At 66.3% G+C, this 12,528-nt stretch carries 9 protein-coding genes; 4 read left to right on the forward strand and 5 right to left on the reverse strand.

The features are described from left to right. Positions 1-90 precede the first annotated feature (90 nt). From Mal64_RS04115 to Mal64_RS04130, 4 genes are all read right to left on the reverse strand, one after another. Positions 91-801, reverse strand: a complete 711-nt coding sequence (locus Mal64_RS04115) for a zinc ribbon domain-containing protein (protein ID WP_146397325.1) — start codon at positions 799-801, stop codon at positions 91-93. Positions 802-1,011: 210 nt separating this feature from the next. Next, positions 1,012-2,676 carry a sigma-70 family RNA polymerase sigma factor gene (locus Mal64_RS04120; protein WP_146397327.1) on the reverse strand — a complete coding sequence of 555 codons (1,665 nt, stop codon included), beginning with the start codon at positions 2,674-2,676 and terminating at the stop codon, positions 1,012-1,014. A gap of 142 nt (positions 2,677-2,818) precedes the next feature. Further along, complete coding sequence (dnaG, locus tag Mal64_RS04125; protein WP_146397329.1) at positions 2,819-4,714, reverse strand: DNA primase; 1,896 nt, start codon at positions 4,712-4,714, stop codon at positions 2,819-2,821. 227 nt (positions 4,715-4,941) lie between these two features. After that, positions 4,942-6,228 carry a S1C family serine protease gene (locus Mal64_RS04130; protein ID WP_146397331.1) on the reverse strand — a complete coding sequence of 429 codons (1,287 nt, stop codon included), beginning with the start codon at positions 6,226-6,228 and terminating at the stop codon, positions 4,942-4,944. Positions 6,229-6,644: 416 nt separating this feature from the next. On the opposite strand from Mal64_RS04130, the gene Mal64_RS04135 reads away from it, so the two are divergent. Together Mal64_RS04135 and aat are read left to right on the forward strand one after the other, a co-directional pair. Beyond that, positions 6,645-7,763, forward strand: coding sequence for an ATP dependent DNA ligase (locus tag Mal64_RS04135; RefSeq protein ID WP_146397333.1), 1,119 nt, complete (start codon positions 6,645-6,647; stop codon positions 7,761-7,763). Between the two features lie 139 nt (positions 7,764-7,902). Next, positions 7,903-8,670, forward strand: coding sequence for a leucyl/phenylalanyl-tRNA--protein transferase (aat, locus tag Mal64_RS04140; RefSeq protein ID WP_146397334.1), 768 nt, complete (start codon positions 7,903-7,905; stop codon positions 8,668-8,670). Positions 8,671-8,830: 160 nt separating this feature from the next. Here aat and Mal64_RS04145 read toward each other — a convergent pair whose 3' ends face one another. After that, positions 8,831-9,982 (reverse strand): trans-sulfuration enzyme family protein, encoded by a 1,152-nt coding sequence (locus tag Mal64_RS04145; protein WP_146397337.1) that lies wholly within the window; start codon positions 9,980-9,982, stop codon positions 8,831-8,833. Between the two features lie 303 nt (positions 9,983-10,285). On the opposite strand from Mal64_RS04145, the gene Mal64_RS04150 reads away from it, so the two are divergent. Both Mal64_RS04150 and Mal64_RS04155 read left to right on the forward strand, forming a co-directional pair. After that, positions 10,286-11,557: an outer membrane protein assembly factor BamB family protein gene (locus Mal64_RS04150; RefSeq protein ID WP_146397339.1), complete on the forward strand. Its 1,272-nt coding sequence runs from the start codon at positions 10,286-10,288 to the stop codon at positions 11,555-11,557. A 205-nt stretch (positions 11,558-11,762) separates the two neighbouring features. Further along, positions 11,763-12,398, forward strand: a complete 636-nt coding sequence (locus tag Mal64_RS04155) for a hypothetical protein (protein WP_146397341.1) — start codon at positions 11,763-11,765, stop codon at positions 12,396-12,398. Positions 12,399-12,528 lie beyond the last annotated feature (130 nt).

Here is a 12,528-nt window from a genome sequence, read left to right on the forward strand (position 1 = left end):
AGCCAAGCGTTGGCTAAAGCGTGTGCAATTAAAATGCCGGCGGATGGGGGATTCCCCCCTCCCCCCTGGCCCCTGGGATCGAGGCCCCGCTCATGACGCCGGCGTGTAGAGCAGGCAGCCGCACGACTTGCAGAATGTCGGCTTGTTGAGCTTCAGATCGCCCTGCATGTTGAGCGTAATCGACTGGCCGCAGCCGCCACACACGCCGCCTTCTGACTCGGCCAGCCCGTCGGCGCCTTTGCTGCGGATGACGCGTTCGTAGTCGTCCTTGAACTCCGACGGGAGCGCGCTCTCGGCCGTGGTGAGCTGGACCTCTAGTCGGCCGATCTCGTCGCGGAGCTTCGCGGCCGTCTCCTTCACTTTGGCGGTGACCTTCTCCAGTTCGTCGCGCCCCGCCTGCAGGGTCGCTTCCGCCTTGGCGGCGCCGGCGACGTATTGGTCGACCCGGCCGAGCATCTCGAGGATCTCGTCCTCGGCCACGCTGCTGGCCATCTCGGCGGCTTCGATCTGCTCCTTGAGCGTCTGGAACTCCTTGTTGCTGCTGGCGGTGTTGAGCTTGCCCTTCCACCCCTCGATCCGGGCCTCGTCGGTCTTCAGGTCGAGCTGCTTCTTGTCGGCCGCCATACGGGTTTGCTTGACCAACTCGTGAGACTCGGCGACCGCGGTCTCGAGCTTGGCGACATTCGCCCGGTGGGCCATCACTTGCTTGGGGCCTCGCTCCAGGCGGCCGCGTAGGTCGGCCAGCTGGCTGTGGAGAAAGTGCAGGTCGCGAAGGGCCGCAGCTGAAATAGTCGTCGGCATGGCGTCGATCGCGGTAAAAGGGGCGCGGGGGGAGTAAGCGCTAAGGAGTTGGAAAAGAAGCCAATCGCCTTTATCACGGCTGCGAACGCCACGGGCAAGGCCCTAGGGCTCGCGTGGCTTGCCGCCTGAACGCCCCCGGCGCGTAAAAAACGCGACCGCCGAGCGGATCGGCGGTCGCGTGGCGTTTTCTTGCGGTTCGGCACGCCCCGCTCAGGCGGCGGCCGATTCGACCTCGTCGTCCATCACGAGCGGGAACTCCGGCACGAAGCTCGAGAGCATCTGGCTGCGGACCGGGTTCTGCAGCTTGGCCACGGCCTTGGCCTCGATCTGGCGGACCCGCTCACGCGTGACCTTGAAGATGCGGCCGACCTCTTCGAGCGTGTACGAGTAGCCGTCGGCCAGGCCGTAGCGGAGTCGCACGATCTCGCGCTCGCGGTAGGTGAGCGTTTTGAGCAACTCGTCGATCCGCTCACGCAACAGGCCGTTGTTGGCCAGCTTGGTGGGGTTCTCGGTCGAGTGGTCCTCGACGAACTCGCCGAAGCTGCAGTCGTCGCCGTCGCCGATCGGGCGGTCGAGGCTCACCGGGTGGCGGCCGATGTCGAGCACCCGCTCGGTCTCTTCGAGCGACACGCCCGAGGCGAGCGAGATCTCCTCGACACTCGGCTCGCGGCCGCGTTCCTGCTGGAGCCGCTTGGCCGTGTTGCGCAGCTTCGTGAGCACGTCGATCATGTGCACGGGGATGCGGATCGTGCGGGCCTGGTCGGCGATCGCGCGGGTGATCGCCTGGCGGATCCACCACGTGGCGTAAGTGCTGAACTTGAAGCCGCGGCGGTACTCGTACTTGTCGACCGCCCGCATCAGCCCGGTGTTGCCCTCTTGGATCAGGTCGAGGAACGACAGGCCGCGGTTGCGGTACTTCTTGGCGATCGACACGACGAGCCGCAGGTTGCCGCCCGAGAGCTCGCGTTTGACGTTCTCGAACTCGCGGTGCTGACGCCTCACGGCGTCCGCACGGCAGCGGAGGCTGGTGGGCGTTTCGAGCGTGCGGCGGGCGATGGCCCGCAGCTCGGCCCGCACCGGCGCGAAACGGTGGGCCGGGGCGTCCGAGGCGCGCAGCTCGTCGAGCAGCTTGTGCAGGTGGTCGGCGCGCTCGGAGAACTGCTGGAGCTCCTTGATGAGCGGCTGCAAGCGACGCATCCTCAGGCTCAGCTCCTCGACCAGCGTGAGCATCTTCTCACGCCGACGCAGGTAGCGGCCGCGCGCCGCGTCCTTCGCCTCGGCCGTGGCGCCGTGGTGCGACATCAACGCGAAGTCGCTGCGCTGCTGCGTCATCAGGCCGCGGAGCGTGGCCAGGTTCGTCGGCATGCGGGCCGACACCTGCTCCTTGGTCAGCCCCTCGGTGAGCGACACCTTGATCGTGCGGTCGAACGGCAGCTCGCCGGCGTGGACCTGCTCGAGCACCTTCACGGTGGCCTCGAGGGCGTAGAACGAGCGGAGCAAATTGCGGCGGAACCGCTTGCGGGTGAGCTCGATCTTCTTGGCCAGGGCGATCTCTTCCTCACGCGTCAGCAGCGGGATCTCCGCCATCTGCGAGAGGTACATCCGGATCGGGTCGCTCGAGCCGCTCGCGATCGGATCGTTGAGCAGGTGGCCGCGGTCGCCGCCATCGGCGGTCTGCGAGGCCTCGCCCGAGGCCTGCCGCGGGGCGTTCACGAGCTCCACGCCCATCCGCTCGACGGCGCCCAGGAGCGCTTCGATCTTCTCGGTGCCGTGGGTCTCGTCGGGCAGGTAGGCGTAAACCTGATCGTAGGTGAGGTAGCCCTGCTTCTTGGCGAGGGCGCAGATCGTCGAAAGATTGCTATCGAGTAGGGTCACGGTTCGACTCCTCGCGTGCTTCATGCACGCTGCTGAGGTGGCGATGGGTGAGTCGCTTGGCGACGCCCCGCGTGTAAGGCGGGCGCGGGACGAAGCGCGAGCGGGTGCGACTCGCCGGTCAGGCTTCCTGTCCGTCCGTGGACTAGGATCCGGCCTGCCGGTTCTTGCGGGTAGCGAACAAGTTTTGGAGGGTTTCGGCTTCTTGCGTCGGGTCGAGGTCTCCTCTTTTCAAGGCGTTGATGCCGGCCTGGGTGTCGGCGTCGTCGCGGCGACGCTGGCGGCCGATCAGCAAGTCGTGAACGCGGCGGGCCCGGTCGCTCTCGGCGCGGTCCTGGGCCGATTCGTCGAGCTCGACGAGCAGGCTCTTGAGCCGCTCGTCTTCGCTGGCGAGCATCAGGCGGCTGACCACGGCGCCCTCTTGGCGGTCCGGGTCGAGCGCGCGAGACGCGAAGTCAAACACCCGCCGGCCTAGCTCCGAGCGGAAGTCGGCCGGCTCGAGCCCGGCCACGAGTTCGTTCGCCGTCGAGTGGTCGAGCAGCATGAGCTCGAGCGCCTCGCGGTCCCACACCGGGAGCGAAGACGCCTTGAGCCGCGGCGCGGTCTCCTCTAAAGACGGTTCTTCGCGACGCACCGTCGCGGGGCGGCCCTCGCCGCGACGCAGTTCGGCGAGCCGGCGGCGGATCGCTTCTTCGGCCAAGCCGAAGCGGCGCGACAAGCGGGCGACCAGGCCCTGCTCACGCAGCATGACCGCCGAAGTCGCTTCGCCTAGCCCGACGCGCGTTTTGGCGAGCGTGGCGAGCACTTGCTCAACCGCCCGCGTGGCGTCGTGCGTGTTGTCCGCGGTAAGGACCATTCCTTCGGTCGCCGTGCGCAGTTTGTGTTCCATCGCGTCGGGGGCGGCGGCAAGCAACGCTCGGAATGCGTCGGCGCCGCGGCCCTCGGTCTGCCCTTCCATGGGCGTACCAATAAAATCACACGGATCGATGTTATCGGGCAAGGTCAGAATACGCAGATCGACCTGATTCGCCACAAATAATTCGAGGATGTCGTTCGCACGCTTGCGTCCCGCCTCGTCGCCATCGAGCACGAGCGCAATGCTATCGGTGAAGCGGCGGATCAGTCGCAGGTGACGCTCGCCCAGGGCCGTGCCGCACACCGCCACCACGTTCTCCACGCCGTGCTGGTGGGCCATGATCACGTCCGTGTAGCCCTCCATCACCACGATCTGCTCGAGCTTCTGCACCGAGTCCCGGGCCAGGTCCAGGGCGTAGAGCTGATCGCTCTTGGAGTACGTGGGCCCCTCGGGCGAGTTGACGTACTTGGCCGGCGTGTAGCCGCCCGCCGCCTCGCGGGCTGCTAGCTCCGGCAGCACCCGCCCGCCGAACGCGATCGGCCGCGACCTGAGGTCGCGGATCGGGAACATCACCCGGCCGCGGAACCGGTCGACGTAGCCCTGGCCGCTCTTGCGCGGCAGGATCAGCCCGACACGCTCCAGCACGGCCGAAGAGTGGGGTGTGGAGGCGGCGCCCTTGGCGAGCCAGTCCCAGCCGTCGGGCGAGTAGCCGATGTGAAACCGCGTGATGCTCTCCTGCGACACGCCGCGCTCGGCGAGATAACGCCGCGCCGGTTCGGCGGCGGGGTCGCTCACCAAGCAGCGGTGGAACCGCTCCTCGGCCCAGGCCAAAGCGGCGAGCAAGGCGCGTTTGTCGCCCGGGCCGCCGGCCGGGCCGCTCGGGGCGGAAGCGGCGAGCGTGATGCCCGCCCGGTCGGCGAGCGCCTCGAGCGCTTCGCGGAACTCGAGCCCCTCGATCCGCATCAGGAAGCTGAACACGTCGCCGCCGATGTCGCAGACCCAGCACTTGAACGACTGCCGGTCGGGATTCACCTGCATGCTCGGCCGCGTGTCGTCATGCCACGGGCAGAGGCCCACGTAGCCGCGTCCCTGGCGGCGCAGCTGCATGTAGCCCCCCACCAGGTCGACGATGTCGGTCGCTTGGCGTACTTGCTCCTTGGCGTCTTGTGCGGCGTGCAGGTCCACGGCGTTTCTCTGGGAAGAATCCCCTGGAGGAAGGGCGTTGTGCGGGCTCGTGGGCTGATTGTGTCCCGTCCTGGGAGGCTCAATGACCAAGCCCCCATGACCTATTGAGGCGGGAACCCCAACCTCGTGGCCTTGGTAGAACGATTGCGGACCCAACCGACCCAGTTCGTGCAGTAGACGCCAAGGCGACGGGGCGAGACAGTCCCGGGCTCACAGAACCTCGGCGTTTACCGCCCCGAGGCGCTCGACCTGCCGACCTCGACCTCGAGCATCTGCTCAACGACCTCGCCGGCGACCATCCTTTTGATGCTCACCTCGGCGGTCGAGCCGATGTCGCTGGCGGCGATCTCGCGGCTCAGCAGCGTGGGATCGGTCGCCGCGTGGTCGTTCCACGACAAAATGACGTCGCCCTGCCTCAGGCCGCCGAGCTGCGCGGGGCTGGGCCGCATGACTTGCGCAACCCACACCCCCTCGCCAAAGTCGAGTCCGAACGCGCGTCGGGCAACTTCGGGTAAGGCCTGCGGCTCGATGCCGAGGTAGCCGCGTTCGATGTGCCCGTTGTCGCGGAGCTTCAGGTAGATGTCCTTGGCGAACTCGCTCGGGATGGCGAAGCTCACGCCGCGGTACGAATCGCCGAGGATCGCGGTGTTGATGCCCACCACGCGGCCCTGCACGTCGACGAGCGGCCCGCCGCTGTTGCCGGGATTGATCGCCACGTCGGTCTGCAAGAACTCCTGGTACAACGCCCGCGTGACGCCGCTGCCGCTGCGGCGGCTTTTCGCGCTGACGATGCCGAACGTCATGCTGCTCGACAGGCCGAACGGACTGCCAAGCGCCCAGACGAGATCGCCCACTTCTAGGCGTTCGCTGTCGCCCCACTCGGCGGCGATGAGCCCGTTGGCGTCGACCTTCAGCACGGCGAGGTCCATCGCCGGGTCGGAGCCGACCACCGTGGCGTCGCGGGTGCTGCCGTCCTGCATCTCGACGATCAGCGACGGCGCGTCGCCGATCACGTGATGGTTGGTGACGATGTACCCCTTGGCGTCGACCACCACGCCCGACCCCTGGCCCATCTGCCCGCGGGCGCCGGGGCGGTGGATGCTCACCACGCTCGGCCCGGCGCGCATGGCGACCATCCGCGACGCCATGCTGAACTCCACCATGCGGGGGGCTATCTCGCCCATGTGCTCGCTGGCGAATTCGTAGTCGGCGCGAAGCTGACCGCGGCGGCTTTGGTAGCCGAGCCGCTCGTACAGAAACGGCGCGAGCGCCACACAACTGATCACGCACAGCGCGATTGTCAGCCGGCGGATGCGGTTGGCGAACGCGTACGGGTCGGGGTCTTTGATCACCAGGTTCGGTTTGGCGTACGGCGAGTCGCTCGCCGGGCCAACCGGGGCCGCCGTTTCGAGGCTGGTGGGCGTTGCCGGCGGGCTCACCATCGAGTCGTCGTGCGACGCGTCGCCCTTGAACGCAGGGTCGTGCGGGGTGTGGTCGTGCGAGCTGGGTTCCATGCCTTCGGCGCCGGGATTTCTTCGGGGCGGGTCTCTAGTCTTGGGGGCGTATCTCGACTCTTCGCAGCTGGTCAGCAGGCGGGGCGACGCCCGAGCGACGCCGCACGGTCGGCTTACGCCCTTACGCGGCGGCCGGGCGTGGCGTTCACCACCCCGGCCCACAAGAACCGATTATAGCCGATCCAAGCTTGGGGGCCATTTCCCGCAGGCTGCCGCCCCACGCGCCGGGCGCCGGGCGCCGGGCGCCGGGTCGGGTCGTAGCGGCGCCGGCCGCGAATCTTCACTCCCCGTGCGCCCGGAGCACCCCCTCCGCCGGGCCGCTAGCGGGTTTGTGAACTAAGGTTTGGAAACGCGCTTTGACTCCGGCGCCCGCCCGATCGCCCTAATCCGCCCAACCCGAACGCCACGGTCCCGCGATGCCTGCCCCCACGCTCGAAGAGCCTTCGACCCCACGCGAAGTCCCGTTGGCCGAAGTGGCCGAGGTCTCGCTCAACTGCGAAAAATGCGGCGTCGGGTTCCCCAACGCCCAATGCTCGATCTGCCCGAGCTGCGGGTGGTACTCGGTGCTCGGCATGCACGTTGAGGTCGAGACCGCGCCAACCGATGACGACGGCGCCCCGGTCGCCGTGCAGCAAACCACGTCGCACCTGGAGGTCTGGATGAACCTCATCCCGTTGTGGGGATGGGCGCTCATCGCGACCACGATCGCGGTGATCGGCACGAGCATCGGCGTGCGTTATTACACCACGGTCATGAGCCCCGACGAGTCGCTACGCACGTTGTGGGCCGTGAGCCAGCTGATCGGCTGCCTCGTGCTGGCGTTCAGCTGCCACATCGGCTGCTTCATCCTCTCGTCGATCACCGATTCCGAGAGCGGGCTGCTCGACGTGGTTATCAAGCCGCTGCGTCACTGGAGCAAGTCCGCGCAGCTGTTGCCCAAGCGGCTGATCTTGTTCAACGGCCTGAACCTCGCCCTCACGGGCGTCATCGGCGCCACGCTGATCATTGGCGGCATCCCTTACGAGCGGCTGCTCGACTGGAACATCGAGGCCCCGACCAAATCGAACCTGCTCGGCGCGATCGCCGAGAAAGCGCAAGAGCTGCCCGACAGCAAGAAGGGCTTCGAAGAGTCCATGGAAGACTTCGCCAGCAAGGCCGGCGCCGGCGAACTCGGCGGCGACGCCGAAGGCAAGCCGGTCCCCGCCAAGCCGCGCGTCAAGGCGGACTGCTTGATCATCGGCTACCGACTCGACCCGCAGGGCGGCTTGCGCAATGTGCTGTTGGCGAGCGAGGTGAAGGGCAAGCTCCAGTACGTCGGGCAGGTCGTCCCCAAGCTCAACGGCGAAGAAACCGCCAGCCTGCTCGAGGGCTTCGCTTCGGCGAAGGCGTTCCAACCGTTCGTCAGCACCGCGGCCGAGGCCGAGTGGCTCAAGCCGCGGTTCCTCTGCCGGGTGAGCTTCACCGAAGCGAACGACAACGGCGTTTTCGTTGACCTGCGATGGGAGCAGTCGCTCAGCCAGATCAGCCTCCCGTAGCCAGAGCCGCCCGCAACAACCCGCATGGTTCGGCCGCCGGAGTATCCCGGCGGCCGGGCCATTTTTTTTGCGCCCCGCGTGGGCGGCGGCCGCAGGCGGCGCGCTGGCGGTGAGCGCTCTCTCAGGCTAAGTTGCGGCGATGCCTCCCGAAGCACCGCCCCCCGACGCCGAGCCGCCCTACGGGCCCCCCCGCACCGGGCGGCTCGAGCCTTCGCGTTACTTCCCGGCGGCCGAGGGCGCCGACGACGACGGCTTTATCGGCCTAGGCGGCGAGCTCTCGCCCGAGTGGCTGCTCGACGCCTACCGCCACGGCATCTTCCCCTGGCCGCACGACGATGACGACGCCACGCCGTGGTGGAGCCCCAACCCGCGGGCCGTCTTCGAGCCGGGCCAGATGCACGTCTCGCGGCGGCTGGCGCGAACGATCCGCAGCGGCAAGTTCACCGTCACCTCCGACCGGGCGTTCGCACGCGTTATGCAGGGCTGCGCCAACGGCAAGGGCCGCGAGGGGGGCACCTGGATCACGCCCGCGATGCGCGAGGCGTACACCCATATGCACGAGCTCGGCTGGGGACACAGCGTCGAGGCGTGGCTCGGGGCCCCCGAGGACGACCAACTCGTGGGGGGCGTTTACGGCCTGGCGATCGGCGGGCTGTTCGCCGCCGAGAGCATGTTCCACCGCGAACGCGACGCCTCGAAAGTCGCCCTCGCCGCCCTGGTGCGCCACACGGCCGAGCGCGGCTACCGGCTGCTCGACATCCAGCAGTGGACCCCGCACACCGGCAGCCTGGGCGCCCGTGAGATCTCACGCGACGAGTACCTGGGGCGCCTCGCCACGTGCATCGACCTGCCGGTCACCTTTGGGGCGATCGAGTTCACCACAGAGAGCACAGAGGACACGGAGTAAGAACGAAAAATGGGACGCGGATGAACGCGGATCAAGTGGATAGACGCGGATACAAAATTACCTTCATCCGCGTCTATCTTTTCAATCCGCGTTCATCCGCGTCCCATTCTTAGTCTTAATTCCCTTTCTTCTTCCTCCGCGCCCTCTGCGCCTCTGTGGTTCAATCGAAAGCCTGATCGAGGTCGGCCTTGAGGTCCTCGAACGCCTCGAGGCCGACCGACAGCCGGATGAGGCCGTCGGTCACGCCGTGCTTCGCGCGGTCCTCGGCGTCGTAGCTGGCGTGCGACATGCTCGCCGGTTGCTCGATGAGCGACTCCACGGCGCCAAGACTCACCGCCAGCTGGAACAGCTCGGTCGCCTCGCAGAACCGCTTGGTCTCGGCGAAGTCGCCGTCGAGTTCGAACGTGATCATCGCGCCGAAGCCCCCCTGCATCTGCCGCTTGGCGATCGCGTGGCCGGGGTGCGTGGGCAGGCCGGCGTAAAGCACCCGCTTCACCTTGGCGTGGCCGTCGAGCCACTCGGCCAAGCGTTGGGCGGTGCGCGACTGTTCTTTGACGCGCAGCTCCATCGTCTTGATCCCGCGCGAAGTGAGAAAGCACTCCAACGGGCCCATGATCGCGCCGGTGGCGTTTTGGACGAAGTACAACTCGTCGAAGAGCGACTTATCGCCCACCGCCAACAGGCCCCCCATCAGGTCGCTGTGGCCGCCGTAGTACTTCGTGGCCGAGTGCATGACAATGTCGGCGCCCAGCTCCAGCGGCCGGCAGAGCACCGGCGTGGCGAACGTGTTGTCGCACCCCATCAGGGCGCCGTGCTCGTGCGCCATCTCCGCCGCCGCGGCGTAGTCGGTGATCGACATCCGCGGGTTGCCGGGCGACTCGACCCAAACGAGCTTCGTGTTCGGCCGAAATCCCCTCTCGAACTCATCCAGGTCGGTCGCGTCGGCGAGCGTGACCTCGACCCCCGCGCGGTTCATGATCTTGTGCAGCAGCCGGTAAGCCCCGCCGTAGATATCACTGCCGGCCAGCACGTGGTCGCCCGAGCGCAGCATCGCCGTCACGCAGTGGATGGCCGCCATGCCGCTGGCGAACGCCAACGCGCCGCCGCCGGTCGCCGAGGCGCCCTCCAGGTCGGCGACCGTCTGCTCGAGGTTCTTGCGGGTCGGGTTGCCGCTCCGAGAATAATCGAACTCGCCCCACTCGCCGGCGCCCGGCTGGACGAACGTGCTCGCCAGGTGGATCGGCGGCACGACGGCCCCGGTTTGCGGGTCGCGGTCTTGGCCAACGTGGATGGCGCGGGTGCGGAATTGCATAGAGAATCAGCCGGGAGTGTGGTCGGTATTACGGAGGGGGCGTCTGTGCAACGGGCCATCGGCATCCGGCGCGTGAACCGTGCGGTCGCTCTGCTATGATTACGCCTCACGGGCCGCAAGGCTACGGCCCCGACAACCAGGGCCGCAAACGAGACCGTGAGAGCGTAAGCAAAGCTTGTGGGAGGCGTCTCCGACGCCGATAGAGGTATGCCTACGATCGCCGGTCTGCAACACGCCATCGGCGTCGGAGACGCCTCCCACATTCATCTGCCAACAGCTAACAGCCCCACCGCACGGAACCTCATGGCGCGCAACCTTTTCTTTGGGCTACTGACCCTCTCGCTACTCACCCTGCTCGCCCCTATCGCCGCGGGCAATGAACCGTGGAACCGGTTCCGCGGGCCCGAAGGCGAGGGCGTCGCCGAGGACGCCGACCCGCCCGTCGCGTTCGGGCCCGAAGAGAACCTCAAATGGAAAACGCCGGTCCACGGCCGCGCGTGGTCGTCGCCCGTCGTGCTGGGCGATCGGGTTTATCTCACCACCGCCACCGAGGACGGCAAGCAACTCTCGGCGCTCTGTCTCGATCTGGAGACCGGCAAGATCGTTTGGGACCGGGTGGTGTTCGAAGTCGCCGAGCCGCGGTTCTGTCACCCGACCAACACTTACGCCTCTTGCACGCCGTTCATTGAGCCCGACCGGCTCTACGTCCACTACGGCAGCTACGGCACGGCCTGTCTCGACGCCGCCACGGGCAAGACGCTCTGGGAGCGGCGCGACTTTGTGAGCGACGACTTCCGCGGCCCCGGCTCGTCGCCGATCGTTCACGGCGAAGAGCTGATCGTCCAGTTCGACGGCGTCGACTTCCAGTTCCTGGTTGGTCTCGACAAGGCGACCGGCAAGACCCGTTGGCGCCGCGACCGCGACATCGATTACCAAACCGACAGCGGCGACTGGAAGAAGGCGTACGGCACGCCGCGCGTGATCCGCGTCGATGGCGAGGAGCAGCTCGTGAGCCCCGCGGCGGCCGAAACCCTCGCCTACCGCCTGCCGGCCGAGGGTGGCGAGCTCCAACCACTCTGGCGTTTCCGCCACGGCGGCATGAACGCCGCCACGCCGCCGCTGTTCGACGGCGACCGCATTTACGTCACCACCGGCGGCGGCAGCCCCCTGGCGCTCGCGGCGGTCAGGCCCGACGGCCACTGCGAAGTGACCGAGTCGCACGTCGCCTGGAGCACCGGCCGCAACGCCCCGCAGCGTTCGGGCCCGATCTTGGTCGATGGCCTGCTCTTCACAACCGACGACCGCGGCGTGGCCACCTGCCGCGAAGCGGCCACGGGCAAAGAGCTATGGAAAAAACGCCTCGGTGGCGAGTTCTGGTCGTCCCCCGTCGCGGCCTCGGGGCGCATCTACGCCTTCAACAAAGAGGGCGAGGGTTTCGTGTTCGCCGCCGACGGCGAGAAGTACCGCGAGCTGGCCCACGTCGACCTGCAAGACGAGGTGAACGCTTCCCCGGCGATCGTGGGCGACGCGCTGATCGTACGGACGCTCGGAGCGGTGTGGCGGTTTGAGGAGTGATTCAGAAGGGATTGAACCACGAAGGAACAAAGGAATAGCTTGGTAGGACAGGCGTCATGGATGCACTCTCTCTTTGCGCGCCTCCTGAACTAAATTAACGATAGCCGCCATTGAGTTACCAGGGCATGTATTGACCGGTGCAGATGGGATTGCTCAGTTGCCCTAACGTGTCATGAAATAACCGTATAGCTGAGGTAGATAAGACATGACAGATGCCACTGGTCTGGAGGCTATTGAGCCGAATGTGGATCCAGAGGTTCTTAAGGCGAAAACAGCTGAGTATGTATCGCTGCGCACCTCGATCGACATGCGAATCCGGCAGCGCGCCCAAATTGTCGCCGCATCCATCGCCGTTTTCGGCGCTATGATAGTGCTTTCGGAGTATGATTCGCTCGCCGCTCAGATAGTTCTGATTATTTATCCCGTCGTCGCATGGTTGTTTGCGATGCGCTGGGAGCATCTAGACTCGCGTATAATACTCATCAGTAAATATATCTACGAGTATATTGAATCAGAGGTTGGGAGTAGGACGCTGGGGTGGTACTCGTATTTTCTTCGTCAGAATACCCCGGCGCGTATTCTTCCGACGGTTGTTAGTGTCTATTGCCTTATGATCGTGCAGGGGGCAATCGCGTACCTTATTGCGTGCATTGAATTGGCTGAATCCCATATATTCCCCAGTGGAGATGGCGAGTTTATTTCCAGGAATCCAGCGGTCGCCTGTGGGATATTCGGGTTTTTCACTGCCCTCAACATCGTCGCGTTTTGGAAGATTGGCCATCTGCTGTCGGAATCGATCAAACGGCACGAAAGTCGTGGAGAAATTGGTGGCATTCGGTGAGGAATCCCAGGGCGTTGCCCTGGGCTGGCGTAGGACGGCCGGGCGCCATGACCACGCTTGTTGTGGCCAAGCGAACCGCCTCACAATGGATCTTGCTGTGTTGTGGCGAGTCGAATAGCGGGCAGCAAGC

Source organism: Pseudobythopirellula maris, from assembly GCF_007859945.1.
Taxonomy (GTDB): Bacteria; Planctomycetota; Planctomycetia; order Pirellulales; family Lacipirellulaceae; genus Pseudobythopirellula; species Pseudobythopirellula maris.

Excerpts from the sequence above, each read along its gene's own strand:
- Mal64_RS04155 (WP_146397341.1), top strand. The coding sequence starts at position 11,763 with ATGACAGATGCCACTGGTCTGGAGGCTATTGAGCCGAATGTGGATCCA.
- Mal64_RS04145 (WP_146397337.1), bottom strand. The coding sequence starts at position 9,982 with ATGCAATTCCGCACCCGCGCCATCCACGTTGGCCAAGACCGCGACCCG.
- Mal64_RS04130 (WP_146397331.1), bottom strand. The coding sequence starts at position 6,228 with ATGGAACCCAGCTCGCACGACCACACCCCGCACGACCCTGCGTTCAAG.
- Mal64_RS04135 (WP_146397333.1), top strand. The coding sequence starts at position 6,645 with ATGCCTGCCCCCACGCTCGAAGAGCCTTCGACCCCACGCGAAGTCCCG.
- aat (WP_146397334.1), top strand. The coding sequence starts at position 7,903 with ATGCCTCCCGAAGCACCGCCCCCCGACGCCGAGCCGCCCTACGGGCCC.
- Mal64_RS04115 (WP_146397325.1), bottom strand. The coding sequence starts at position 801 with ATGCCGACGACTATTTCAGCTGCGGCCCTTCGCGACCTGCACTTTCTC.
- Mal64_RS04150 (WP_146397339.1), top strand. The coding sequence starts at position 10,286 with ATGGCGCGCAACCTTTTCTTTGGGCTACTGACCCTCTCGCTACTCACC.